Source organism: Salmonella sp. NW645, from assembly GCF_051703725.1.
GTDB classification, from domain to species: Bacteria; Pseudomonadota; Gammaproteobacteria; order Enterobacterales; family Enterobacteriaceae; genus Salmonella; species Salmonella enterica.
This window is the reverse complement of record NZ_JAMMKR010000001.1, coordinates 639,794-666,661: the sequence shown is the minus strand read 5'-3', so window position 1 is coordinate 666,661 and position 26,868 is coordinate 639,794. Positions and strand designations below refer to the sequence as shown.

The following is a 26,868-nucleotide window of genomic DNA, read 5'->3' as shown; positions in this document are numbered from 1 at the left end:
GGCTTGACGACTCGGGGTGCCCTTCTTTGTGAAGGCTGAGAAATACCCGTACCACCTGATCTGGATAATGCCAGCGTAGGGAAGTCTGACACTGCTCGTGTCCCTTCTTCACGCGGGCAGGAGCTGAACCATGCAGCCTGACCTGCACTGCCGCACGCTTGCGGCGCATACGTTAAAACACTTTCGCGCGCTCTCCCCGCTTACGCACTGTATGACGAATGACGTCGTACAAACGTTTACCGCCAATACGTTGCTGGCGCTGGGCGCTTCACCCGCCATGGTGATTGATCCTGTCGAGGCCAGACCGTTTGCCGCCATCGCCAACGCCTTGCTGGTTAATGTCGGAACATTAACCGCCTCACGCGCTGAAGCGATGCGTGCGGCGGTAGAAAGCGCTTATGATGCCAAAACGCCGTGGACGCTTGATCCTGTCGCAGTAGGCGCGCTGGAATTTCGTCGGCGATTTTGCCTGGATCTCTTGTCCCTGCGCCCGGCGGCAATACGCGGCAACGCCTCGGAAATCCTGGCGTTAGCCGGCATGGCGCTGGGCGGACGCGGCGTAGATACCACCGAAGCGGCGTTGGCCGCACTGCCTGCGGCGCAGGCGCTGGCGCGTCAGATAGACTGCATCGTGGTGGTCACCGGCGAGGTAGATTACGTCACTAATGGTCAGCGCACGCTGAGCATTCCCGGCGGCGATCCGTTAATGACTCGCATTGTAGGCACCGGCTGCGCGTTGTCGGCGGTCGTCGCCGCCAGTTGCGCGTTACCGGGCACCGCGCTGGACAATGTCGCGTCGGCCTGCTGCTGGATGAAACTGGCTGGACAGACCGCGGCAGAGCGTAGCGAAGGACCGGGTAGCTTCATCCCGGCTTTTCTTGATGCGCTCTATCATCTGGATGTGGAGGCGGCCAATGCAACGAATTAACGCGCTGACGATTGCTGGCACCGATCCCAGCGGCGGGGCCGGTATCCAGGCGGATCTTAAGACTTTTTCCGCGCTGGGCGCATATGGCTGTTCGGTCATCACCGCGCTGGTGGCGCAAAATACCTGTGGCGTACAGTCGGTGTACCGGATAGAGCCGGACTTTGTCGCCGCTCAACTTGATTCCGTGCTCAGCGATGTGCGCATTGATACCACGAAAATCGGGATGCTGGCGGAAACCGATATTGTCGAGGCCGTGGCGGAACGACTACAGCGCCATCATGTACGTAATGTGGTGCTGGATACGGTGATGCTGGCGAAAAGCAGCGATCCGTTGCTCTCGCCCTCTGCGATAGAAACATTACGCGTCCGGCTGTTGCCGCAGGTATCGCTGATTACGCCTAATTTGCCGGAAGCCGCAGCGTTGCTGGATGCGCCCCATGCGCGTACGGAACAGGAGATGCTGGCGCAGGGGCGGGCGTTACTGGCGATGGGGTGTGAAGCGGTATTAATGAAAGGCGGGCATTTAGAGGATGCGCAAAGCCCGGACTGGCTCTTTACCCGTGAGGGCGAGCAACGTTTTAGCGCGCCGCGTGTGAACACCAAAAATACGCATGGGACGGGCTGTACGCTGTCGGCGGCGCTGGCGGCGTTACGGCCCCGGCATCGCAGTTGGGGAGAGACGGTAAACGAGGCGAAGGCATGGCTTTCGGCGGCGTTGGCGCAGGCGGACACGCTGGAAGTGGGGAAGGGCATTGGTCCGGTACATCATTTCCACGCGTGGTGGTAGTATACTGCCTACAGACCCGTCGTCAGGAAAGATAAATGGAACAAGCGCATACCCGGCTCATCGCGCAACTGAATGAACGAATTTCAGCGGCGGATAATACGCCGCTATACATGAAATTCGCCCAGACGGTAAAGGATGCCGTGCGCAGCGGTATTCTTGAGCACGGTAATATTTTGCCTGGCGAACGCGATCTCAGCCAGCTTACCGGCGTCTCGCGCATCACGGTACGGAAAGCGATGCAGGCGCTGGAAGAAGAGGGTGTCGTCACGCGCGCCCGTGGCTACGGTACGCAAATCAATAATATCTTTGAATATTCTCTGAAAGAGGCGCGGGGATTTTCTCAGCAGGTTGTCTTGCGCGGCAAAAAACCGGATACGCTATGGGTTAACAAACGCGTGGTAAGTTGTCCGGATGAGATCGCGCAGCACCTGGCGATCCCCGCAGGCAGCGACGTCTTTTTACTCAAACGCATTCGTTATGTTGATGAGGACGCGGTATCGATTGAAGAGTCCTGGGTGCCCGCGCATCTGATTCATGATGTCGACGCGATTGGCATTTCGCTGTATGACTATTTTCGTCGCCAGCACATTTACCCTCAGCGTACCCGATCTCGCGTCAGCGCCCGGATGCCGGATGATGAGTTTCAGTCGCATATTCAAATGGATGGTAAAGTGCCGGTGCTGGTGATTAAGCAGGTGGCGCTCGATCAGCAGCAGCGGCCTATTGAATACAGCATCAGTTATTGTCGTAGCGACCTATACGTTTTTGTGTGCGAGGAGTAGCGCCTCGCGTGTGGGCGCGCAGTCGCCGCCGCGATGCCCGACCACCCAGCTCGCCACCGCATTTCCCAGCAGTACGGCATCCGCGAGCGGCCAGCCTGACGCTAGTCCTGCCAGCACGCCGCCGGCATGGCTGTCGCCCGCGCCGATGGTATCCACCACGGTTGTCGGAAACGCTGGCACAACGCCGGAAGATTGCGCGCTAAAATACCACGCTCCGTCTTTATCGTGGCGCACCACCAGCGGCGCGGAAAAGCGGTTTACCCATGCTTCGCCGAAAGTGCGCGTATCGGTCGCAAGCCCGGCGCGTTCCGCGGCGATGATGCCTTCCTGGCGATTGAGGGAGACGATGGGTCGGCAGGCCATAATGCGCGCCATTGTATCGTCTGTAATATCACCGATTCGTGGGCCAAAATCGATAAAAGGCGTTACATCGTCGACGGTTTCCAGCCACTGGATCAGTGGTTCGCCACAGGACGAGGCCAGTTGATAGCCGGACAGGTAGACAAGACTGCCCCGCGGTGTCCTGAGCTGCGACAGCCAGTCCGCATTCCACTGGTTTTCCACGCCGCTAAAAGACATAAACGTGCGTTCGCCATCCGGTTCGACTAACGCCAGACACCAGCCGTTATCTCCTTCAACCGCGTCAATCACGCTGGATAATCCCTCTTTTGCCAGACGGCGGCGAATCCTCTCCGCCCACACGCCCTGGCCCAGCGGCAGCGCATTGCTGGCGTCAATCCCCAGTCGTTTCAGCGCCACGGCAATATTCAGCGCACAGCCGCCGACATTGACGCTCTGTTGTTGCAGTTCAATATCGCCTCCGCGACGCGGCAACGTCCAGGCGTCGGCAATGATATCGATCACTGCCGCGCCGATAACGGTGAGCGGACGCCGGGTATGCAGGGTCGGTAATAATGTCTGCAACCGTGCGCCGTTCATAGTGCCTCCCGCCGTTGACGATAACTCGCCAGCGCAACGGCATAGCGCGCAAAATCCAGCTGATTAACCTCGTCCAGCGTTTGCTTTAACTGGGGGTTAATGGCGCTTACCCCGTGCAACGCGCCGCAAATGGCGGTAGCCATCGCGCCGATAGTGTCGGTATCGCCGCCGAGGTTAGCGCACAGCACGGCACAGCGGTTAGGATCGGTATTCGCCAGTTCCACCATGGCGATAGCGCAGGGAACCGATTCAATGGTGCTGGTTCCCGCGCCGATGATCTGATAGAGCTGTTCGCTGGCAGATTCGACGCCGTCGGCGTGGCGGACAATGTTTAGCGCCAGTTCCAGACGTGCCGATAGCGAGGCGCTAAACGTGGTAATACGCGCTGTCTGCGCCTGATGGGCGACGGCGGGGAGCGAGTCGGCAATACTTTGCCACGTGTCGCCGTTAACCGCTCGCGAGACGGCCCAGGCGACAACCACGGCGCCAGCCACCGCCAGATCGGATTTATGCGTCGGGCTGGAGGCTAACGCTACTTCTGCTATAAAGGCTGTCAGGTTAGTTGGTGGCAACAGGCAGCCCAACGGCGAAACGCGCATGGCCGCGCCGTTAGTCACGCCGTTGTTTTCCAGCGCCGCGATGGGTTTGCCGTCGCGAATCGCATTCAGCGCAATTTTTGACGTCGGGCCGAGTACATTTTTATTGAACGCATCAAAGCGTTCCGCCCAGGCGAGGATGTTACGTCCAATAATCTCGGGATCAATGTTGCCTTCGCATTCGAGTAGCGCGTCGGCCAGGCAGAGCGCCATTGCGGTATCATCCGTAAACTCCGCGCGGTTAAAATAGCAGGCGGCATTATTCTCTTTTGGCCCGGGCAGAAAGCGGTCAATCCAGCCGAAATGCGCTTTGACGCGCGTTCTCGGCCACAGCTCAGAGGGCATTCCCATCGCATCCCCTAACGCTTGCCCGTAAAGAGCACCGAGAATACGTTCTGCTTTCATTTTACTTCCCCTTGTGTCAACGCAATATCGCGATCGTCAATAGCAGTGATCTCTTTGTTCGATTCGCGAAAGAAAATCATAAACAGTAGCGCGATGACGGCAATCATCACTGCGCCAAACGTCCACATGCCCGCCCAGTTGAATGTCAGACCGTTAACCGGTTGCGGATAAGCAAACATTTTTTCCATCATCACGCCGCCGAGGCGATAGCCCAGCAGGCTGCCGAATCCCTGACAGCAGAGGGTGATAAGCCCTTGCGCAGCGGTACGCATATGAACCGGCGCTTTTTTATCGACATAAATGTAGGCGGTGACGTAGTAGAAATCGTAACTTACGCCGTGCAGCAAAATACCGAGGAACAGCAGGGCGTAAGTGAAGTACGTCTCCGCGCCGCCATAGACAAAAAAGCCGTAGCGGATCGCGGCGGTAATAAGACCAAGCAATAATACCTTTTTAATACCAAAGCGCTTAGTGAAAAAGGGCAGAGCCAGCATAAAGAAGATTTCAGAGAACTGGCCGAGCGTCATCCAGCCGGTGGCGTTTTTCATTCCCACTTCTGTCAGATAGCCGTTAGCGAAGATGTAGTAGAAGGCCAGCGGCATCGCAAACAGGAAGGAACAGAAGAAGAAAACGAGAAAGTTTTTATCGCGCAGCAGGACCAGCGCATCCAGCCCCAGCATCACTTTAATATCCATCTTGCCGGTGCTTTTTGGCGGCGTGTCTGGCAGACAGAACGCAAATACGCCCAGCAACGCTGAACTTGCGGCGGTTATGAGCAGTGGAATGTTGGTGGGGGAAATATCGTTATAGCCTAACATTTGCGGCAGGAATCCACAGGCGAGGCCGGAGGCAATCCACCCAATGGTTCCCATAACGCGAATGCGTGGAAAATCGCGTTCAACATCCGGTACGTTAGCGAAGGCAATGCTGTTTGTCAGCGCGATGGTCGGCATATAGGTCAATGAATAGGCCAGAAGCAGCGGAAAGAATCCGACAAAGGTGGTTTGCTGCGCCGCGAAATACATCAGCACGGCGCCTGCAAACATCAGTACCGCCAGAACTTTTTGCGCTGAGAAAAAACGGTCGGTAACGGAGCCGACCAGAATCGGCGACAGGATCGCCGCAATGGCGGTACAGGCATAAGACCAGCCTATTTCACCGGCGGAAAACCCGCTTTTATTTAGCCATAGCCACAGGGGGACGAACCAGGCGCCCCAGATAAACCACTCCACGAACATCATGAACGACAGTTTAAAGGTCGTTTTCATTTTTGAATCCTTCATGACAGGTAAGGTACGCCATGACAATACCATTTAATAATACCTTTTAAATACCAATGAGCATTAATTTTGACCGATCTAACACTTTTTCGGACGTGAATCGAGTCAGCAGATAGCGCCGAAAAAATGCGCTAAAGTTGGCAAAAATGGTCGGTCAGTACCAGGCTTATTGCGACCCGCAATCTGCGGGACAGGACTATTCACCTTCCGATACCCTATCGGAACTTACGGGAGCATAGCTATGACTGATATTGCGCAGTTGCTTGGCAAAGACGCCGACAGCCTTTTACAGCATCGTTGTATGACCATTCCGTCCGATCAGCTTTATCTACCCGGCAAGGATTACGTTGACCGGGTGATGATTGACAATAATCGTCCACCAGCCGTTCTGCGTAATATGCAGACGCTCTATAATACTGGTCGCCTGGCGGGAACAGGATACCTTTCGATACTGCCCGTCGATCAGGGGGTGGAGCACTCCGCCGGCGCTTCTTTTGCGGCCAACCCGCGCTACTTTGACCCAAAAAACATTGTTGAATTGGCGATTGAGGCCGGCTGTAACTGCGTGGCCTCTACCTACGGCGTACTGGCCTCGGTTTCACGGCGTTATGCGCACCGTATTCCGTTTTTGGTCAAACTGAATCACAACGAAACATTGAGCTATCCGACAGAGTACGATCAGACCCTGTACGCCAGCGTTGAGCAGGCGTTCAATATGGGCGCCGTGGCGGTAGGCGCGACGATCTATTTCGGTTCGGAACAGTCTCGTCGCCAGATTGAAGAGATCTCCGCCGCTTTTGAGCGTGCGCATGAGCTGGGTATGGTGACCGTATTGTGGGCTTACCTGCGTAATTCTTCCTTTAAAAAAGACGGCGTCGATTACCATGTATCCGCTGACCTGACGGGGCAAGCCAACCATCTGGCCGCTACGATTGGCGCGGATATTGTGAAACAGAAAATGGCCGAGAATAATGGCGGTTATAAAGCGGTCAACTTCGGCTATACCGACGATCGCGTGTACAGCAAACTGACCAGCGATAACCCGATTGATTTGGTACGTTACCAGTTGGCGAACTGCTATATGGGACGCGCCGGGCTTATCAACTCCGGCGGCGCGGACGGCGGCGACACTGATCTCGGCGACGCGGTTCGTACCGCGGTGATCAACAAACGAGCTGGTGGAATGGGGCTAATTCTGGGACGTAAAGCCTTTAAGAAATCGATGGCTGATGGCGTGAAGTTGATTAACGCCGTACAGGATGTCTATCTGGATAGCAAAGTCACCATCGCCTGAGTTTAACGAAGAAAAGCCGGATGTGAGCGCATCCGGCCAGCGACAGGTGTTATTAACGTAGCAACGGGCAGTCTGGCGGCAGCCGACAGCGTAATGCGCCAGGTAGCACCTCAATATGAAATTCTTGTCCGCTGAGTGGTTCGCCATCCAGATTAAACGTGATTTCATGCGGCGCATGAATATCAAACCACGCCGAGGCGCCGTCAATAATATTCGGATTGTCATCTGACTGCGTGAGCGTGGAAAACAGCGCCGGCAGCAGCTCTTCGCCAGTAAAAATCCGTAGCTGTAACAGTCCGTCGTTAATCAGCGCGGTGGGACATAATTGCTGCCCGCCGCCGGCCTGACGACCGTTGCCGATGCCGATCACCAGCGCATCTCCCTGCCAGTGAAAGTTTTCGCCACGTATTTCGCAGCGGTCAGGGGTCAGCGTATCCATTCTCATCAGACCGTGAATAAGATAGGAGACGCCGCCCAACGCGGCTTTAAGTTTTTCCGGCGTTTCGGTGGTAATGCGGGTGCCAAAACCGCCCGTCGCCATATTGATAAAACAGGTTTTATCATTGACCCTGGCCATATCAATTTCCATCGCGTTTCCGGCAATCGCCAGTTTCAGCGCTTTGTCCAGCGCTTCAGGAATACCGGCGCTGGTGGCAAAATCGTTGGCAGTGCCGAGCGGCAAAAGGCCCAGTGCAGGGGCTACGCCGTCGCGGATCTGGATGAGCGCGGTCGACACTTCATTAATGGTACCGTCTCCGCCGCCGGCAATCACCGTTTCAACGCCCAGTCTACGGGCTTCATCAACGTAACGCTGCACGTCGCCTTTTTCCCAGGTTACCCGAACGTGAATCTGTATACCTTCGTCGCGAAGTAGAGTAATGGCCTCACGTAGCGGCTGGTTATCAGCGCTTTTGCCATTGAGGATCAGTAAGCTGGCGGGAAAGTTAGCCATCCGTTATGCCTTAATAAGTTGAACAACAATCTCCAGAAAGTGTATAGCAGAAATGAAAAAGCGAGGTCAGAACAGGATGAAAATTGAAATGTTGCGCACTTATTGCTTTACCGTTTTTCTTCCTGCTGTACGCAGCGGTAAGCGAAGCATGGTTTAAGACAAATGGCGACAAGAGAGATGCCGGTATGCGCATTGAGTAGCGCTTGTGAGAGTGCAGGGAAACCACAAGGGGGAGTCAGACGCTTTCCGATATAGCGCCTTTAATAACGAAACGGAGGATTAACAAGACGAACATACGTCAGTTATCAGTATTAATTTCAAACACCATAATATCAGATAAAAACCTGATATTTATTACCAAACATACTTTTTAATAGCATAAAATCGAAATGTTCTTTAGACTGCTTTGGCAGGAACAAGACGCACTATTAGCAGTACACTATTCTTGTTATCAAATAAAACCTATTTAGATGATGACTTAGCGCGGTGTCTTATAGTCGTGCCTGAGGTACCGCTTTTCTCATAAACATAAACAGGCATGTGCATGAAGAGGTTTATATGAATGTCACTTCAGGCGTGAATGCGCAAACGCCATTGCTCCCTCCTTCTGAACGGGGTAATGACGAAAAACCAGTAGCTGAAATCGTTGAGTTTAACGCTTACGGCAATAAACCCAGATGTTTAATGTGTCTGGGAACCTCGGCATTGTTTACAAGTGTTTTCAGTGGGGTATGCTCAGGGGCTGTCGCCAGTGTCAGTAGTGGTGCTGCATATACTACCGCTCTGACGGTTTTAGGCGCATCGCTTGGCATGGGGGGAATTGGTATGATGGGAATATGCGCCGGACTATACCTTAGCGCAAATGGCATCAGAACCCGGCCAGCCTGGCCATAAATGAGCAAACACAGCAAGTCATAGGGAAAAGATGAATTCCGACGATGACACGGGGTGTTAAGCGTCCAGACAAGAGGCTTATGACTTATATAGAAACTCTTTAAATAGAGTATGGGGTGTTATGTATTCAAGAGCCGATCGCTTATTAAGACAGTTTTCACTAAAATTAAATTCCGATTCAATTGCCTTTGACGAAAACAGATTATGCTCATTTATTATAGATAACCGTTACCGTATCTTACTAACAAGCACTAATAGCGAGTATATAATGATATACGGTTTTTGCGGAAGACCTCCGGATAATAATAATCTTGCTTTTGAATTTCTCAATGCTAATTTATGGTTTGCAGAGAATAATGGACCACATTTGTGTTATGATAATAACTCACAATCATTATTACTGGCTCTCAATTTCTCACTCAATGAAAGTTCTGTAGAGAAACTTGAATGTGAAATTGAGGTAGTTATTAGATCAATGGAGAATCTGTATCACATTTTACAGGATAAAGGAATAACTCTGGATACCGATTATACGTGACGGTGGGAAGGGTGTTTGGTGATCTGGTGGTAATAGAGGATAATCAATCCCAGCAAAACTTACATGGCCTGATGAAGGTGGACTGAGCGTAGGTGCGATGGTTTGAGTATTACTTTGACATGAAATCAAACCTCTAATCCGGGAAAACATTATTTTAATCCTTGTAAAACCGGCATTAAAACGTGCCATAACTTTACACGCTTAAATTATCGGTTTTTAACCTTAATTTAATAACCTGGAAACTTTTTGTGTAAGTTCTCACAAAGCAGTTCTTGATTTAATTCACTGATGTTAAACGTAAATGTCAGAATGCTAAGTCCTGAGTCTGACCGGATGCGGGAGGATTGTGACTTGCTGGCTGGCAATGGATAGGGGAGGTCTCTAAACCAAAGCGCCCATTTGCGCTTTGGTTAGTGTGGTCAATTTTTGGATATGGCGGGAAGTACCACTTTTTTATTGATTATATGCAAAAAATAAGCCTGCGTAAGGGAGATTACGCAGGCCAAGGAGGTGGTTCCTGGTACAGCTAGCATTTATGGGTTATGTTTTTCAGCGCGTTGAATAATACCCGCATTGAGCGAAGCGGTATGTGATCAATTTCTAAGAATCTTCCCGCCATGAAAAAATAACCGCAATTAACTACTTAGCATGGGGGTTACGCGTTGATTCGCCTGAGAAATTACGCATCAATAGTGCGTAATCCAGCGTAACGTCCTGCGGGACGGGCATCCAGACGGTATAGCCATCGCCAGGTGCCACCGGCATAGCGTCTCCTTTGGCGTTCTCCATCTGTTCCAGGGTGAAATTGATATTTCCCTGCGGTGTCATCAGCTCCAGACTATCGCCAACGGAGAATTTATTCTTCACCGCCACGGCCGCCAGTTGGCCTTTACGCTCGCCGGTGAACTCGCCGACAAATTGCTGGCGTTCGGAAACGGAGTAACCGTACTCGTAATTCTGGTAATCGTCGTGCGTATGGCGACGCAGGAAACCTTCGGTATAGCCGCGATGAGCCAGACCTTCCAGCGTTTCCAGCAGCGTAGGGTCGAAGGGTTTACCCGCGGCGGCGTCGTCGATGGCCTTACGGTAGACCTGCGCGGTACGGGCGCAGTAATAAAAGGATTTGGTGCGGCCTTCGATTTTCAGCGAGTGGACGCCCATTTTCGTCAGGCGCTCCACGTGGGCGATAGCGCGCAAATCTTTTGAGTTCATGATATAGGTGCCATGCTCGTCTTCGAACGCGGTCATGTATTCGCCCGGTCTTTGGGCCTCTTCTATCATAAACACTTTATCCGTCGGCGCACCGATACCGAGCGTCGGCTCAACGTTCTGTACCGGAATCGGTTCGTGCTTATGCACGATGTTGCCGACAACGTCTTCTTTTCCTTCCTGCACGTTATATTCCCAACGGCAGGCATTGGTGCAGGTGCCCTGGTTCGGATCGCGTTTATTGATGTAGCCGGAAAGCAGGCAGCGGCCGGAATAGGCCATGCATAGCGCGCCGTGGACGAAAATTTCTATTTCCATATCCGGCACCTGCTGGCGAATTTCCTCAATCTCTTCCAGCGACAGCTCGCGGGAGAGAATCACACGGGTCAGCCCCATCTGCTGCCAGAATTTTACCGTCGCCCAGTTTACGGCATTAGCCTGTACCGACAGGTGAATCGGCATTGCCGGGAAGTGCTCGCGTACCAGCATAATCAACCCTGGATCGGACATGATCAGCGCATCCGGGCCCATCTCGACGACGGGTTTCAGGTCACGGATAAAGGTTTTGAGCTTGGCGTTATGCGGGGCGATGTTCACCACCACGTAGAATTTTTTTCCGAGCGCGTGGGCTTCGTTGATGCCAAGCTGCAAATTTTCGTGATTGAATTCGTTATTACGCACGCGTAAAGAGTAGCGCGGTTGGCCCGCATAGACGGCATCGGCACCGTAAGCGAAAGCGTAACGCATATTTTTCAGCGTTCCCGCCGGCGAAAGGAGTTCTGGTTTAAACATCATTTTCTCGTTCTGATGACAGGTCAGATCCGCCTCACCTGATGAGGCGGCTGGAGGAGAGTCCTCACTTTAAGGGCGGGCATTGTAGCGCCGTGGGAGAGGGGAGTAAACCACCTTACACCATTGAGTTGACCTGTCCCGGCAGCTCTGAATTCGGGATGCGGACGGTATACCAGGCGAAACGAAAGCGTTTCCAGAAAGAATCGAAATGCAGGTGGTCCAGGCAGTCCATAACGATTTCATTATCCGGATAAAGCGTGAAGGCAAAATGCGCCCAGCGTGCGCTTAGCTTCATATTAAACAGCGTTCGATCGTGTTTATTACCGTGCAGGCGCGATAGGGTCACCATAGCGTGTAGCGTGCCTTTGTTGGCCTCTTGTTGCACCAGTTCCAGATGCTTATGCGCCAGCGTAATATCCTTCACTTCAAAAATATTCAGCAGGAACAAGCCCCAGGCCTCTTTATGTCCGAACTGATGCGCCAGCCAGAGATTATCGAGTAGTTCTTTTTCATAAGCGGAACGTTTTTCGGTATCAAATTCTTGTTTACTCAGACGCTGGTTGCAGATGCCGATGCTGAAATGAATATTTTGCAGGTCATTTTCATAATCGGTATAGCCTCCGTTATCTATTAATTTGTACGGGGTGCTCTCGCGCAGCGCTAACTGCCGGTGCAAAATCTCCGCCGCGCGCTGAAAATACCCTAACGCGATGGCAGGATCGTAAGGTAGTAGGCCGTTGTTCTCTTTATTATTGTGTTCAAGGCCCAGCAGGTTTAGCGCGGCGGGGATATTTCTTTGCGCGCCCAGCTCTGCCAGCGACACGAAATGTTCCGGGAGCCCGAACCAGTTGAAATTTTTAATCGCCGCCCGCCAGTGATGGTTATATTTAATGTCGGCGACGCTATCGAGCCAGGCGAGGCCTTGCGCCTCATCCTTTTCGAAACCCAATAGCCCGGCGTACTGAACGTAGCCACGACGGATTTTCGGCACTGCGAATTCCGTTTGCTGCGCATTCTGACAGAGAAAATTATACATCCACCAGGTGTCAGGAAAATCGCGCAGGGCGAACTTTATCGTGTCATCAGAGAAATAATTGTTGAGCTTAACTTTTTCTACGATCGAACGCTGAAGGGTTCGCCAGAGCGCGTCATTATCGTCCAGATCGCTATAGCAGACCCGAAGCCACTCCAGCGCGTTGTGGCGAGATTCCTGAATATGCGCTCGCAGGCTAATCTCTTCGGCTTTGGCGATAATACGTTCCTGTTCTGCCGGGGAGTCAACCTCTTTGATGCGCAGATCGCGGTGATCGTCCCACCAGATTAATAGCTCCAGATGTTCACGTTCTGCGGCAGAAAGGTGATCGCATACGCTTGATTCCAGAAATTCGCGGATTTCCTCGTGAGACCCTCTCCAGCGTGGCATACGAAACGGGATATATTCATCCAGCACGTAAAATGCCGTCGGGAAAATAGCCAGGCAGACGGCGAGCCAGTATTTTTGCCCGGCATCGTCATTGCACTCCGGCAGCACGGACGGGCGTGGCAGATTTGGGCAAACCGCGTCGGCAAACGACAGCCCGGAATGGGCCATCAGCGCGTCCACCTCCTGCGGTGAATGGCGATGATATTCAGCCAGATCTTCCATTAATGGCTGCCCGGCAACATCCGCGCCCACGAGGAACTCAACCAGCCAGTCGGGCTGGCCGAAGACTTTTGAGTTGGTGCTGGTCAGGGCCGCCGCCATCCACTGGCGCGGTTCACAGTCGATAGCATTGAGCGCGGCGATGACCATCCGTTCGTTGCAGGCGGCGGCGCAGATCCACATCGCTCGGGTGGTTTCTCTCGCCCAGCCATAGCTGCGGTAAAGCCACGCACGGTGATTCCAGTATTGCGCCTCGGCAAGCCAGGCGTGAGTGGAGCGGGGACGAGCGCGCTGCCACTTTTTGATCAGCGCTAATCCTTGCGGCCCAGCCTCAACCAGCGTGTCCATATCGTAAAAAGGGTTGTCCATTTGATTCCAGGCGAAGAAATAGCGCTTTTCCGCTTCGCGGCTGGTAAAGCTCTCCGTCAGCGCCTGGTTGTAGAGTTCGTCCAGTTCGTCATAGCGTTCTTCGCGCAGCAGGCCGGGAATATCGGCGATATGCCACTCGCGTTGCCCGTCATTGAGGGGATTTTTGTGGTTGCACATCTCAAACATAGCGTTGAGCAGACGATCATCCTGTTCCATAAAGCGTCCTTTAAATCGGCTCGAAAATTTTGAATTCATTCCACGGCAGTTGTCGCCAGCGGCTGACAGGGTCTTGCAGATAATGGGTGGCTTCCTGTAAATCCCGTCCGGCAAGCGCTGTTGGCGTGTCACGTAGCGTGAGCCATACCCGGCGGGCGCGAACGTAGGCGGTGGCGTAATCCTCCCAGGAATCAAAACAGTCCTGAGCGCGCTGGGCGTTAAGTAATAACACCAGCCAGGCCTGATGTACGTCGCACCAGCCGAGCCCGGCGATACAGCGGGTCAGAAAGGCGGTGCGCATACAGTCGAAGGCCAGCGCGTCGCGGACCTGGCCCTGGGCCGCCAGATGATGATAAAACGTGCGCGGCGAGCTGCCGATGCCCGCAGGCCAGCGGCGTAAGATATCCTCAACCTTGTGGCGTAACGCCGCGCCGTCGAGGTTTTCGCTCAAGCCCAGCTCTTTTTTTACCTGCTGCGCCAGATAGCGGCGTTTGTCATCGTCAAGTTTGAAGACCAGCTCAACGCCTTTGGTCGGTAGCCCGTTGCGCCGGGCAAGGATATCAGCCAGCGCCAGCGCCCATTGACGCCGCCGGGTATCGCGACGCAGATCCTTCAGGCGATCTTTTTCTTTCTCCTCGGCGATACGGGACGCAATCAGCGGTTTGTTTTTTTTGTAGTTGCGCCAGCTAAAAAATAGGGCGGCAATAATAAGAACAATCCAGAACATTATTGCACCTCCTTGATGACAGGTAGGTAACGCGTGGTTTGTAGCGTCAGGCTTTCAATTTCGAAAGGTTCGCTACTGGTGTTTTTTCCGGCAAGCGTAGGGTGCCATTCATGCCGTGGAAACAGCATTTCCGCAGCCGTCGCCACGTTAGGATCAACAACCTGAAGGTAGCGCAGCGCCTCTGGGGCGCTGTGCAACAGCAGCCACTGTAAAGCTACCGGGGGAGTGGGGAAGTGCTCCATTAAATGAAAATTGTCATGCAGCACATTGAGCAGAAAATTGAGGTCATGAATATGAGTAATAAATTTCCAACCTGAATATTCCGGCGTTGCTTCATAAACTATTCCCATCTCTTCGCAATCGGCGTGGCGCTCAGGAAGTGGTTGCAGATGGCGTAACAGAGATAAAACATCGTTAGCATATTTCTTAATAGGATGGCGATTTTGCTTACCTTTAATCTGATCAATGCTCAGGCCGTTATTACCAACCACCAGGCTTATTGTGACGTGGGGAATATTATTGCCGTCGCGCAGGCTGAACAGGCGAAGTTTTTGTTGTTCAATTTGTCGGGCGTAGTAATCGCCGTAGCCGCCGGAAAGCGCGCCTTTATTTTCAAAATCTCCGACGCAGTGTTGCATATGCCAGGATTCATACGCCATCTCACTGCGCAGGCCGGGGTTTGTTGCATCAAACTCAACCAGCACGCCGTTATTCACCGTCATCACCGGTTTTAGCGCCTCGCTGTTGGAGGGATACCAACCTTGTTCACGCAGGCGCTGCATTTTTTGATGCTCCGCTTCGCGCATTGCCAGCACGGTAAAGCAGTTGATGCGCTGTAGTTTAGTTTCCAGCCGCGTTCCTTCCTGACGCGAAAGAAATTCCACTAAATCTCTTTCCATTGCCACAAGTTGCGGGTGCTGAACGTTAAGGTAGTAAAAGCGCTCATAGCCACCCAGCTTTGGCGCCAGCCAGGCGGGGATTTCTGTATCAGCGCTAAAATAAACGGCATAATCGGCGACGGAGCGCACAGGATAAACATGAGGAAAGTCACCAATGATCCAACGATAAAAATGGTTGCTTAACCAGCGCTGGATAATTTCGCTGTCGCCGCGTTGTTGGCTCCGGGAAAAAATAGATGATTTTACATTTGGCGCATTTATTATATTGCGTGGTTTATAGCGGTGAGATGACGTTTCTGTCATAAAAATCCATGTATAATTAAGCTGGTATTATGTTTATGTATTTTTAGATTCACTTAATGAATTAATGCGCAATAAGTTTAAAAAACTACTCACAGTATATCGGTAAACTAAAAAGAGCGGCCAAATAATTTATTGTCTCCGATCGCGTTCGTTGTGGTTTTCGGGATACCGCTCGGCCAAAGGAAAGAGGGCAGTGTGTTAATTCCGCCAGAATAGCGTTGGCGGAAAATATCGTCTTACGACCTTGTTATTGTTATGCCAATAATCATTATACCAGGCGACACGCATCCGCTTCCCAGCGATATCCCACCCCGTAGACTGCGCGTATAAATGACTGTTCGGCATCCAGCGATTCCAGTTTACGGCGCAGGTTTTTAATGTGGCTGTCGATAGTACGATCGGTCACCACACGGTAGTCGTCGTAGAGGTGGTTTAACAACTGCTCGCGGGAAAAAACTTTACCCGGTTCAAGCGATAAGGTTTTTAGCAGGCGGAATTCAGCGGGGGTTAAATCCAGCGCTTTACCACACCAGGAGGCCTGAAAGCGGCTTTCATCAATCATTAACGGGCTTTCGGCATCCTGCTGCTGGAGTTCGCGCTGCGGTTTACAGCGGCGCAAAATGGTTTTCACGCGGGCCACGACTTCGCGCGGGCTGTAAGGCTTACAGATATAATCATCGGCACCGATTTCCAGCCCAAGCAGCCGATCGATCTCTTCGATTTTGGCCGTGACCATCACAATGGGGATGTCGGAAAAACGGCGAATCTCCCGGCATAGCGTCAGACCATCGGTACCCGGCAGCATCAGATCCAGCAGGATCAGATCCGGCGGCGTTTGACGCACATACGGCAGTACCTTGTCGCCATGATTGATGAGCGTGGGGGCGTAACTCGCCGCGCGTAAGTAGTCAATAAGCAGCTGTCCCAGCTTGGGTTCATCTTCAACAATCAAAATGCGCGGCGTGTTTTCATCAATGGGTAATTCAGTCATACTTCTCTCTGTAAATCGCGATCCAGCGGTAACTCTACTGTAATGCTAACCCCGCCAAAAGGCGAATGAGCGGCGTGAAGATGACCGTTATGCGCGTGTACAATATTGACGCATATCGCCAGCCCCAGTCCAGAACCGCCGCTGGCGCGGTTACGGGACACTTCCGTGCGGTAAAAACGGTCAAAAAGCTTTTGTAACTGCTCATCGCTGACGCCCGGTGCAGAATCGGCAAAGGTCAGGAATAATGATTTGTCGCGTTGTTCGGCGGAAATATGCAGGCCGCCTCCGCTGTCGGTGTAGCGCAAACTGTTTTCCAGCAGATTATTAAACAGTTGCATCAGGCGATCCGGGTCGCCGAAGACGGTCATGCTATCCGGCAACGCGTAATGTAACGTTAGCCCCCGGCTGGTAAAGCGCTCTCTGAACGCGCCGCCAGCGACTTCCAACAGGGGAACAAGATCGACGGTCGTTTTTTGGTAAGCCAGCGCGCCCTCGTCAGACAACGACAGCTGATGCAGGTCGTCAACCAGTTTGGTAAGCGTACCGACTTCCGCCTGTAGCGAGGTAACCGATTCTGGCGTGAACTGGCGAACGCCATCCTGAATGGCTTCCAGTTCGCCGCGCAATACCGCCAGCGGCGTGCGCAGTTCGTGGGAAATATCCGCCATAAAGTCGCGGCGCATCTGCTGGTTTTTTTCCAGCGTGCTGGCAAGCTGGTTAAAGTCCTGCGCCAGTTTTCCCAGCTCATCGGCGCTGGTTGGGGTCACGCGCGTGGTAAAATCCCCCGCCGCCAGCCTGTGCGTACCCTCGACCAACCGTTTGACCGGGGCGAGCAGGCCACGCGCCAGCAAAAACGTCGCCAGCGCGGCCAGCAACGTTGATAACGCCACGATCATCCAGCTGGCGCGCCGCTGCTGCATATCAAAATTAATATCCGTATTGCGCGTCAGCCGCTCGACAGGCGAGGCGATAATCGCGCCGACTTCGACGCCATTGACCAGAATGGGGCGGCGAGTACCGTCATGCGGCACCGGACCGCGTGGGCCGACCAGCACCCGGCCATTTTGATCGACGACCCAGAATTGGGTGCGCCAACCGTGCGGCGGCATACCGGGGCCGGGTTTATCGCGGTCGTTGTCATGCTCAAATGAACGCAGAATCTGGAAAACGAAGCGATCGTTGTTGCGTAAAAAACGCCAGTTGCCGTGTTGCTGGTACTGGTCGCCCAGCGCATCGCCCAGCATTTGTAGCCGCTGCTCGTTGCCGTGTTTGATATAGTCAATAAATCCGCGTTCAAAACTGACGCGCACGGCCCAATGCATACTGATCAGCAGCACGATGCAGGTGGCGAAAATCGCCAGAAACAGCTTGCCGGTGATTCCGGGCCGCCAGACTTTCATTACAGGCTCCTTTTACGCCGTGAAATGACCATGTTTTGCTGTGTATCGTTCGGCACGCGGGCAAAAATTATCGCCGGTAGCGCGATAATAACCGCCATACATAACCAGGTGTACATAAAGACGTGATGTGTGGCGCTACTGTCTATCCCGATATGCTGTTGGCCAAACATACCCAGCAGCATTCCGGCAATAGTGACGCCAATACTCATCGAGAGCTGCATAATCATCGATAATAAGCTATTGCCGCTGCTGGCCAGCGTATCGGGAAGGTCTTTTAGCGTTAAGGTGTTCATGGAAGAAAAGCGCGCCGAGTTCACCATTCCCTGCAAAAGCAGTACCAGCGGCAGGAGATAATACCAGCCGAGCAGCGCGACCGACATAAACAACAGGCTAACCAATGCCAGTCCGAGCGTAGTCGCCACCAGAACCCGACGATAGCCAAAACGGTTAACTATCTGCACTACAATCCGCTTCATTCCCATGCTGCCCAGCACCATGGGAATCATCATCAAACCGGCATGAAACGGTGAAAAACCAAGACCAATTTGCAAAAAGACCGGCGTCATAAACGGCAGCATACCGCTGCCGATACGCCCGGCAAAACTGCCCAGCAACCCCAGTGAAAACGTGGGCGTGCGGAACAATCGCAGGCTGAATAACGCGCCTGAGTTTTTTTTGGCATGGAGGAGATAGAGCAGAATGGCTGCCGCGCCGCCCGCAGCAAGTCCGGCTAATGTCCAGGGCGAAATCCCCATGCTTTTACTACCGTCCAGCGCCAGCGTGAGTACCGCCATGCCGATAGCTAACAGCAGGAACCCCGGCAGATCAAAGCGCCGGGTCTCTATGGTGTAGTTTGGCATCAGCATAAAGGTCGCCATAGCGCCGACAATTCCTACCGGGATATTGATCAGAAAGATCCAGTGCCATGAAGCATATTCCACCAGCACCCCGCCCAGCGCGGGACCGAGTAACGGCCCGATCTGTCCCGGTAGGGTGACGAAGGTCATCGCCGCCATATATTGCGCGCGCGGCACGATTTTCATGACCGTCAGGCGTCCGACTGGCACCATCATCGCGCCGCCTACGCCTTGTAAAACCCGCGCTAATACCAGTTGATTAAGCGTGCCGGAGAGGGCGCAAAACAGCGAACCCAGCGTGAACAGCACAATGGCGGCAAAGAAAATATTACGCACGCCGATTTTGTCTGCCAGCCAGCCGCTGGCGGGGAGCATCACGGCGACGGTAAGAACATATGACACCACTACCATGTGCATATGCAGCGGGCTTTCCCCCAGGCTTTTCGCCATGGAGGGCAGCGCAGTGTTGACGATGGTGGTATCCAGCGACTGCATAAAAAAGCCGAATGCCACAATCCAGAGTTGCCAGCGGGTGTTGTCAGGAAGTTCTGTCATATCTCTACTACCGGTTTGCTATTTTTACGCGAAAAACGCAGCCGCAGACGATCGAAAAAGAGGTACACCACCGGCGTGGTATAGAGCGTCAGGAGCTGGCTCATGACCAAACCGCCGACAATGGTTATCCCCAGCGGCTGCCGTAATTCCGAACCGTCTCCGCCAGATAACACCAATGGCAGTGCGCCGAACAGCGCCGCCAGCGTGGTCATCATTATTGGACGGAAGCGTAACAAGCAGGCCTGGAAAATGGCTTGTTCCGGCGTCAGGCCGCCGCTTCGTTGCGCTTCAAGCGCAAAATCGACCATCATAATGGCGTTTTTCTTCACAATGCCAATTAATAGCATGATCCCTATCAGGGCGATTAGGCTGAAAGGGGCATTGAAGAGTTCCAGCGCCAGAAGCGCCCCAACGCCCGCCGATGGCAGAGTAGAGAGAATGGTCAGCGGATGGACGTAGCTTTCGTACAGTATCCCCAGCACAATGTAGACGGTAGCGATCGCCGCCACTATCAAAATAAGCTGTGAATTCATGGTCTGCTGGAAGACTTGCGCCGTTCCGGAAAAACTGCCGCGTACCGTCGGGGGGACGCCAAGCTGCGTCATTGTGCGATTAATGGCCTCCGTCGCCTGCGATAACGATGTGCCGGTCGGCAGGTTAAAGGCAATCGTGGACGCCGCGGAAAGTCCCTGATGGTTCACCGACAACGGCGCATTGGCGGGCCGCCATTGGGCGAAATAAGAGAGGGGGATCGCTTTTCCGTCGCGGTTGATAACAAACATTTTCTCCAGCGCGCTGATATCCTGGCTATAGCGCGGATCGACTTCCATCACCACTTTATACTGGTTCATCGGCTGATAAATGGTGGAAATTTGCCGCTGGCCGAAAGCATTATTTAACAGACTGTTTGCGGCCTGAACATCAATGCCCAGTCGTGACATGGTGTCGCGGTCGTAGATAAGGTTCATCTCCGCGCCGTTATCCTGCTGGTCGGAGTTTACGTCCGCCAGTTGCGGCAGGGCCGAGAGCGCTTTGCGTATTTTCGGCTCCCACTCGCGCAGCGCCGCCAGAGAGTCAGACAGCAACGTATATTGGTAACTGGCGTTAGCCTGCCGCCCGCCGACGCGAATATCCTGTACCGCCATCAGAAACAGCCTGGCGCCGGGTTCTTTTGCCAGTTTGACCCGCAGTCGATCAATGATTTGCTGCGCCGTCTCTTTGCGTTCGCCGCGCGGCTTCAGCGTAATAAACATCATGCCGCTATTCACCCGCGAGCCGCCGGTAAAACCAGTGACATTATTCACCGCCGGATCGTCGCGAATAATTTTCATAAAATCCTGCAGCTTGCCGCGCATGGCCTGGAAAGAGATGCTCTGGTCAGCCTGAATACCGCCCATCAACACGCCGGTGTCCTGCTCCGGAAAGAATGTTTTAGGAATGGCGATATAAAGCCAGATGTTCAGCGCAACGGTGCCAAGAAAAACCACACCGACAAGACGCGTATGGTTAAGCACCCATTTTAATGACGTGCCGTAACCCTGTTGCAAGGCGACCAGCAAACGGCCAACGCCCCGTTTACGCGGTTGGGTGCGCGGTTTGCTTGATTTAAGCATCCAGCCGCACATCATCGGCGTCAGTGTGAGCGAGACCACCAGCGAAATGCCAATCGCCACCGAGAGGGTAACGGCGAATTCCCGTAATAATCGCCCTGGCAGGCCGCCCATTAACAGCAGCGGCAGAAATACCGCCACCAGCGACAGACTCATGGAGATGACCGTAAACCCGACTTCCCGCGTACCCTGTAATGCCGCCTGCAAAGGTTTCATTCCCGCCTCCAGATGGCGGGCGATATTTTCCAGCACCACAATGGCATCATCAACGACAAATCCGGTTGCGATAGTCAGCGCCATCAGCGACAGATTGTTGAGGCTGAAGCCGCACAGATACATGGCGGCGAAGGTGCCGATGAGCGAAACGGGAACGGCGACGGCGGGGATTAGCGTGGCGCGCCCGGAACGCAGGAATAAAAACACCACCAGGATCACCAGCGCGACAGAGATAGCCAGCGTCTCTTCTACCTCTTGCAGCGACGCGCGAATCGTCGGCGAACGATCCTGGGCGATTTGTAAATCGATAGCGGCGGGGATCATTGCCCGCAGTTCCGGCAGTTTTGCCCGGATGCCGTCGACCGTCTGAATAATGTTGGCCTCCGGCAGCTTGCGGATCATCAACAAAATAGCGGGTTTAGCGTTCGTCATCCCGGCGTTACGGACATCCTGCACCGAGTCGATGACGCTGGCGATGTCGCCCAGGCGTACCGCCGCGCCGTTGTTATAGTGAATAATCAGCGGCTGGTATTCGGCGGCGGTTTTCAGTTCGTCGTTGGTCTGGATTTGCCAGCGGTGGACGCTATCTTCAATTGCGCCTTGCGGTCGGCGTACGTTGGCGCTGTCGATCGCTTCGCGGACCTCATCCAGCGAGACGCCCTGGTTAAAGAGCGCCTGCGGGTTTAAGCCTACACGTACTGCGGGCAGGGAGCTGCCGCCGACGTCAACATCGCCGACGCCGTCAATTTGCGCGATGGTTTGCGCCAGTTGGGTAGAGGCGAAATCATACAGTTTGCCCTGTGACCAGCTCTCCGAGGTGAGCGTTAAAATCATAATCGGCGCGTCGGATGGATTGGCCTTGCGATAAGTCGGGCGGCTGGGCATTCCGCTTGGCAACAAGCTTTGCGCGGCGTTGATGGCGGCCTGCACGTCGCGCGCCGCGCCGTTAATATCACGATCGAAATTAAATTCGAGAATAATGCGCGTACTGCCGAGCGAGCTGCTGGAAGTCATTTCATTGACGCCTGCAATGCGTCCCAAAGAACGTTCCAACGGCGTCGCCACCGACGAAGCCATGGTTTCCGGCGAGGCGCCCGGCAGCGAGGCGCTAACCATAATCACCGGGAAATCGACCTGCGGCAGCGGGGCGACCGGCAACAGACGAAAGCCCAGAATGCCGCACAACGTAATGGCGGCGGCAATCAAAATGGTGGCGACCGGGCGGTAGATGAAAAGGGCGAAAAAGCGCATCTACGCCTCCTCTTTATGGCGCGGAAAGCGACTTTTCACGTACAGCGACAGGCGGTCAAACAGGAGATAAATCACCGGTGTGGTAAACAGAGTTAATACCTGGCTGACCAGTAGGCCGCCCACCATCGCGATCCCCAACGGGCGACGTAATTCCGCGCCAACGCCGGTACTCAACATTAATGGCAATGCCCCGAGCAACGCCGCCAGCGTGGTCATCAGAATCGGTCGAAAACGCAGCAGACAGGCCTGGAAGATAGCGTCGCGCGGACTCATCCCCTGTTCGCGTTCGGCGGCGAGGGCGAAGTCAATCATCATGATGGCGTTTTTCTTCACGATGCCGATCAGCAAAATAATGCCGATAATGGCGATAATATCGAGCTCGCTACCAGCGATGATCAGCGCCAGCAGCGCGCCGACGCCCGCCGTAGGCAGCGTTGAGAGAATCGTGATCGGATGGATAAAACTCTCATACAGCACGCCGAGCACGATATACATCGCCACCACGGCGGCGACAATAAGCCAGACGGTGCTGCCCAGCGCCGCCTGGAAGGCGAGCGTACTGCCCTGAAACTGCGTTGTAATATCCGCTGGCAGGGCGAGCGTTTTTTCCGTATCGAGAATCGCCTGCACCGCATCGCCGAGCGAATAGCCCTCCGGCACGTTAAACGAAAATGTCGTGACCGGGAACTGATCTAAATGATTGATGGAGAGCGGAGCGAAGCGCTGCTCAATGCGGGCAATCTCGCTAAGCGGTACGGTGCCGCCGTCGCGGCTCGTCAGGCGAATCGTCTCCAGCGCCGCCAGTCCCGGCGTGCTGGCGGTATTATGTTCCAGCACGACGCGGTACTGGTTCGCCTGGGTATAAATCGTTGAAATCAGGCGTTGCCCGAACGCGTTGTAGAGCGCGTTATCCACATCCGCCATGCTGATACCCAGACGGCTGGCGCTGTCGCGGTCGACATTCACCCAGGCCGCTAATCCTCGATCTTGCCAGTCGCTGCTTACCTCAGAGAGCTGTGGTAACGACTGTAGCGCGTTCTGCAGTTTTGGCACCCAGTGGCTGAGCGCATCGAGCGTCGTGGCCTGCAGGGTAAACTGATACTGCGTGCGGCTGACCTGCGTGTCGATGGTTAAATCCTGCGTCGGCTGGAGATACAGCGCTACGCCGGGAATCGTCGCCACGGCGGTTTGCAGCCGGGAGATCACTTGCTGCACGCGGTCATCACGCGCATCCAGCGGCTTGAGGTTAATTTGCAGGCGCGCGCTATTCAGCGTGGGGTTAGCGCCGTCTACGCCAACAAAAGTCGTCAGGCTTTGTACCGCCGGGTCCTGTAATATCCGCTCCGCCACCTGACGCTGACGTTGCGCCATACTGGCATACGATGACGATTGTGGTGCCTGCAGCGTCCCCTGGATAATGCCGTTATCCTGTACCGGAAAGAATCCTTTCGGGATGACTATCCACAGCATAACGCTGAGCAGGAGCGTGGCGAATGCCACGCTCAATGTAAGCCACGGATGGTTGAGTACTTTCGCTAATCCGCGTCCGTAGCTGGCGATCACGCGGTCAAACATCCGCTCGCAGGCGCGGGAAAAGCGGTTTTGTTTACGCAGAGACTGCTGGCTGAGCATACGCGCGCACATCATGGGCGTGAGCGTCAAAGAGACGACGGCGGAGATTAAAATCGCTACCGCCAACGTCACCGCAAATTCGCGGAACAGTCGACCAACAATATCGCCCATAAAGAGCAACGGGATCAGCACCGCAATCAGTGAAAAGGTGAGGGAAATAATGGTAAAGCCGATTTCGCCCGCGCCTTTGAGCGCCGCCGCCAGCGGTTTTTCTCCTTTTTCGATGTAGCGCGAGATGTTCTCAATCACCACAATCGCATCGTCCACCACGAAACCCGTGGCGATAGTGAGCGCCATCAGCGTCAGGTTATTAATGGAAAAATCCAAAAATACCATCACCGCAAAGGTGCCGATAAGCGACAGCGGTACGGCGACGCCGGGAATAATTGTGGCGGGAATATTACGTAAAAACAGATAGATAATCATGACGACCAGCGCGATCGCCAGCATCAGTTCAAACTGGGTATCGCGCACGGAAGCACGAATATTGGTGGTGCGATCGGACAGGACCGTGACCTTCACCGATTTCGGCAGGCTTTCGGTAAGTTGGGGCAGCATCTGGCGAATGCTGTCCGCTGTCGCAATGATATTGGCGCCGGGCTGGCGTTGAACGTTCATCACGATAGCCGGCGCTTGATTCGCCCATGCGCCGAGCCAGCTATTTTCCGCCCCCTGTTCGACGGTGGCGACATCGCCCAACCGTACCGGCGCGCCGTTTTGATACGCGATGATAAGCCTGCGGTATTCGTCGGCAGACTGCATCTGATCGTTAGCAGAAAGCGTCACCGCCCGTTCGGGGCCATCCAGACTGCCTTTCGCCGAGTTGACGTTGGCGCCGGTAATTGCGGTACGGACCGTTTCGCTGGTCAGACCGAGTGCGGCGACAGCCTGAGCATTCAGTTTTACGCGTACCGCAGGGCGCTGCCCGCCGGCAAGCGTCACCAGTCCGACGCCGGAGACCTGCGAGATCTTCTGCGCCACGCGGGTTTCTACCATGTCTTCTACTTGGGTCATCGGCATCGCGTTTGAGGTGACGGCAAGCGTCATAATCGGCGGGTCCGCCGGGTTGACTTTGCTGTAAATCGGCGGATTCGGCAGGTCGGAAGGCAATAAATTGGTGGCTGCGTTAATCGCCGCCTGTACTTCCTGCTCGGCAACGTCCAGCGGCAGCGTCAACTGAAACTGTAGCGTTACCACCGATGCGCCGCCGGAGCTTTGCGACGACATCTGCTTAAGTCCCGACATCTGGCCGAACTGGCGCTCAAGCGGCGCGGTGACGGCGGAGGTCATGACATCCGGGCTGGCGCCAGGGTAGAGCGTAACAACCTGAATAGTGGGGTAGTCGACCTCCGGCAAAGCGGCGACGGGCAGGAAGCGATAGCCGATAATCCCGGCGAGTAAAATCGCCGCCATCAGCAGAGTGGTGGCCACGGGGCGCAGAATAAACAGACGCGAAGGGCCGCCCGTGCTGCCCGGAGGTAATACCTGCATCAGGCGCGCGCTCCTTTTTGACCTTCATGGCGGGAAGGGGATTTTTCATCCGCCACGGTGGTTTGCGGCTCAACGACCTCGACTTTTGCGCCTTCCGTCAGCCGATCAATACCATCGGTAACGACGCGATCGCCTGCCGACAAGCCTGCGCTGATCACCACGTTTCGGTTATCCTGAATACCGATTTTTACCCGCTTCTTGCTGACGTTATTTTCGTCGTTCAGCACCCACACAAAGTGGCCCTCATTGCCCATTTGCACCGCCGCGGCAGGCACCACAACGGCATTTTGTTCGGTATCGACCAGCATCCGGGCGTTCACAAATTGATTGGGGAACAGCGTATCGTCCTGATTGGTAAAGCGCGCTTTAATTTTGATCGTTCCCGTCGTGGGATCAATCTGGTTGTCCAGACTGAGCAACACACCTTCGCTCAATTTGTGCGAGTTAGTCCGATCCCAGGCTTCTACGACCAGCGCTTTCCCCGCTTTCTGTGCCTGAACTACGGTCGCGATATCGCTTTCCGGCAGAGTAAAAATGAGATCAATCGGGTGCGTTTGCGTAATGACGACAATACCGGCGGTATCGCTGCTGGAAATCTGGTTGCCGACATCCACCTGTTTCAGACCCACGCGTCCCGAGACCGGGGCCGTGATACGACTCCAGTCGAGCTGTAACTGCGCGCTGGCGACATTGGCTTCATCCGCTTTAATGGTTCCCTGGGTTTCGTTGACCAGCGCCTGTTGCGCATCCAGTTCCTGACGGGAAACCAGATTGGTTTTTGCCAGTTGCTGATAGCGCGCCAGATCACGACGCGCATTCGCCAGCGTAGCGTTATCTTTCGCCAACTGTCCCTGCGCCTGCGCTAGGGCGACCTTAAACTGGCTGGGATCGATTTGCGCCAGCAGATCGCCTGTGTTGACCTGCTGACCTTCCTGAAAGTGCAGGGCGATGAGTTGACCATCCACGCGGCTACGCACCGTAACGGTATTCGCTGCGGTCACGGTACCCAGCCCGCTCAGATAGCGCGGTACGGCTTGCGTGGTCGCGGTCGCGGCCTGTACCGGCGCCAGAGGGGCGTCGCGCATACTGCGGCGACCTGCGGCGGCGGTATGCGGCGCTTGCGCGGCGACGCCCGGCGCGGCGGTCGGGCTTTCGCTACGGCTATGCCAGAACCAGAATGCGGCGGCGGCCACTACAACCCCAATCGCTATTGCCCAGCGGAAAGTATTACTGCCTTTCATCGGTATAAGTTTCTCATCCTGAAACGTTTTGCGGAATGTTGCTCCCTCTATTGTAGTCAGCAGGGAAGGGAG

The 26,868-nt window shown here is 54.4% G+C and carries 20 protein-coding genes, 1 pseudogene and 1 riboswitch; of the genes and pseudogenes, 6 read left to right on the top strand and 15 right to left on the bottom strand.

Annotation, left to right across the window (positions count from 1 at the left end):
* The first annotated feature begins 2 nt into the window (after nt 1-2).
* Nucleotides 3-99, top strand: a riboswitch (TPP riboswitch).
* A 31-nt stretch (nt 100-130) separates the two neighbouring features.
* Genes thiM through NA389_RS03415 form a run of 3 tightly spaced genes read left to right on the top strand, consistent with a single transcriptional unit; the run spans nt 131 to nt 2,497 of the window.
* Nucleotides 131-928, top strand: a complete 798-nt coding sequence (thiM, locus tag NA389_RS03425) for a hydroxyethylthiazole kinase (protein ID WP_001182170.1) — start codon at nt 131-133, stop codon at nt 926-928.
* On the top strand, nt 915-1,715 hold the full coding sequence (thiD, locus tag NA389_RS03420) for a bifunctional hydroxymethylpyrimidine kinase/phosphomethylpyrimidine kinase (RefSeq protein WP_001188961.1): 801 nt from the start codon (nt 915-917) through the stop codon (nt 1,713-1,715). Before thiM ends, thiD begins: the two co-directional genes overlap by 14 nt.
* A 35-nt stretch (nt 1,716-1,750) precedes the next feature.
* A complete protein-coding gene (locus NA389_RS03415) occupies nt 1,751-2,497 on the top strand; it encodes a GntR family transcriptional regulator (RefSeq protein ID WP_000434059.1) in 747 nt (248 codons plus the stop codon).
* Here NA389_RS03415 and NA389_RS03410 read toward each other — a convergent pair.
* From NA389_RS03410 to NA389_RS03400, 3 genes are read right to left on the bottom strand one after another with little or no spacing between them, the layout of a single operon-like run.
* Nucleotides 2,471-3,436, bottom strand: a complete 966-nt coding sequence (locus tag NA389_RS03410) for a PfkB family carbohydrate kinase (protein ID WP_001012674.1) — start codon at nt 3,434-3,436, stop codon at nt 2,471-2,473. The two genes, NA389_RS03415 and NA389_RS03410, sit on opposite strands and share 27 nt — an antisense overlap.
* Nucleotides 3,433-4,437 carry an ADP-ribosylglycohydrolase family protein gene (locus NA389_RS03405; protein WP_000642793.1) on the bottom strand — a complete coding sequence of 335 codons (1,005 nt, stop codon included), beginning with the start codon at nt 4,435-4,437 and terminating at the stop codon, nt 3,433-3,435. The genes NA389_RS03410 and NA389_RS03405 overlap by 4 nt, the downstream gene beginning before the upstream one ends.
* Nucleotides 4,434-5,705: a nucleoside permease gene (locus NA389_RS03400; RefSeq protein ID WP_000858699.1), complete on the bottom strand. Its 1,272-nt coding sequence runs from the start codon at nt 5,703-5,705 to the stop codon at nt 4,434-4,436. Before NA389_RS03400 ends, NA389_RS03405 begins: the two co-directional genes overlap by 4 nt.
* Before the next feature lie 253 nt (nt 5,706-5,958).
* Here NA389_RS03400 and fbaB point away from each other — a divergent pair, with 253 nt between their 5' ends.
* The gene (gene fbaB / locus NA389_RS03395; RefSeq protein ID WP_000129590.1) at nt 5,959-7,011 is read left to right on the top strand and encodes a class I fructose-bisphosphate aldolase; all 1,053 of its coding nucleotides are present in this window, start codon (nt 5,959-5,961) and stop codon (nt 7,009-7,011) included.
* 52 nt (nt 7,012-7,063) lie between these two features.
* Here the strand turns inward: fbaB and yegS are convergent, their stop codons facing one another.
* On the bottom strand, nt 7,064-7,963 hold the full coding sequence (yegS, locus tag NA389_RS03390; RefSeq protein WP_079917086.1) for a lipid kinase YegS: 900 nt from the start codon (nt 7,961-7,963) through the stop codon (nt 7,064-7,066).
* A 558-nt stretch (nt 7,964-8,521) separates the two neighbouring features.
* Between yegS and steD the strand changes: the two genes are divergently transcribed.
* Together steD and NA389_RS03380 are read left to right on the top strand one after the other, a co-directional pair.
* Nucleotides 8,522-8,857 carry a type III secretion system effector SteD gene (gene steD / locus NA389_RS03385; protein WP_001612048.1) on the top strand — a complete coding sequence of 112 codons (336 nt, stop codon included), beginning with the start codon at nt 8,522-8,524 and terminating at the stop codon, nt 8,855-8,857.
* A gap of 121 nt (nt 8,858-8,978) precedes the next feature.
* Nucleotides 8,979-9,395, top strand: coding sequence for a CesT family type III secretion system chaperone (locus NA389_RS03380; protein ID WP_001543023.1), 417 nt, complete (start codon nt 8,979-8,981; stop codon nt 9,393-9,395).
* A gap of 9 nt (nt 9,396-9,404) precedes the next feature.
* Here NA389_RS03380 and NA389_RS03375 read toward each other — a convergent pair.
* From NA389_RS03375 to mdtA, 11 genes and pseudogenes are all read right to left on the bottom strand, one after another.
* Nucleotides 9,405-9,584: pseudogene (locus NA389_RS03375) on the bottom strand (non-LEE encoded effector protein NleB); the annotation flags it as partial.
* A 450-nt stretch (nt 9,585-10,034) separates the two neighbouring features.
* Nucleotides 10,035-11,396, bottom strand: coding sequence for a prephenate-dependent tRNA uridine(34) hydroxylase TrhP (gene trhP, locus NA389_RS03370; protein ID WP_001517981.1), 1,362 nt, complete (start codon nt 11,394-11,396; stop codon nt 10,035-10,037).
* Between the two features lie 115 nt (nt 11,397-11,511).
* Nucleotides 11,512-13,623 carry a DUF4034 domain-containing protein gene (locus NA389_RS03365; RefSeq protein WP_000434221.1) on the bottom strand — a complete coding sequence of 704 codons (2,112 nt, stop codon included), beginning with the start codon at nt 13,621-13,623 and terminating at the stop codon, nt 11,512-11,514.
* Nucleotides 13,624-13,633: 10 nt separating this feature from the next.
* The gene (locus NA389_RS03360; protein WP_000498594.1) at nt 13,634-14,350 is read right to left on the bottom strand and encodes a DUF1266 domain-containing protein; all 717 of its coding nucleotides are present in this window, start codon (nt 14,348-14,350) and stop codon (nt 13,634-13,636) included.
* On the bottom strand, nt 14,350-15,552 hold the full coding sequence (locus NA389_RS03355) for a hypothetical protein (protein ID WP_000141056.1): 1,203 nt from the start codon (nt 15,550-15,552) through the stop codon (nt 14,350-14,352). Before NA389_RS03355 ends, NA389_RS03360 begins: the two co-directional genes overlap by 1 nt.
* A gap of 268 nt (nt 15,553-15,820) precedes the next feature.
* Nucleotides 15,821-16,543: a two-component system response regulator BaeR gene (gene baeR / locus NA389_RS03350; protein ID WP_000137854.1), complete on the bottom strand. Its 723-nt coding sequence runs from the start codon at nt 16,541-16,543 to the stop codon at nt 15,821-15,823.
* A complete protein-coding gene (gene baeS / locus NA389_RS03345) occupies nt 16,540-17,943 on the bottom strand; it encodes a two-component system sensor histidine kinase BaeS (protein WP_000870081.1) in 1,404 nt (467 codons plus the stop codon). Before baeS ends, baeR begins: the two co-directional genes overlap by 4 nt.
* The gene (locus NA389_RS03340; protein ID WP_000137821.1) at nt 17,943-19,355 is read right to left on the bottom strand and encodes an MFS transporter; all 1,413 of its coding nucleotides are present in this window, start codon (nt 19,353-19,355) and stop codon (nt 17,943-17,945) included. Before NA389_RS03340 ends, baeS begins: the two co-directional genes overlap by 1 nt.
* Nucleotides 19,352-22,432 carry a multidrug efflux RND transporter permease subunit MdtC gene (gene mdtC / locus NA389_RS03335; RefSeq protein ID WP_001210106.1) on the bottom strand — a complete coding sequence of 1,027 codons (3,081 nt, stop codon included), beginning with the start codon at nt 22,430-22,432 and terminating at the stop codon, nt 19,352-19,354. Before mdtC ends, NA389_RS03340 begins: the two co-directional genes overlap by 4 nt.
* Nucleotides 22,433-25,555, bottom strand: coding sequence for a multidrug efflux RND transporter permease subunit MdtB (mdtB, locus tag NA389_RS03330; RefSeq protein ID WP_001197800.1), 3,123 nt, complete (start codon nt 25,553-25,555; stop codon nt 22,433-22,435).
* Nucleotides 25,555-26,796, bottom strand: a complete 1,242-nt coding sequence (mdtA, locus tag NA389_RS03325) for a multidrug efflux RND transporter subunit MdtA (RefSeq protein ID WP_000678821.1) — start codon at nt 26,794-26,796, stop codon at nt 25,555-25,557. The genes mdtB and mdtA overlap by 1 nt, the downstream gene beginning before the upstream one ends.
* Between the last annotated feature and the right edge of the window lie 72 nt (nt 26,797-26,868).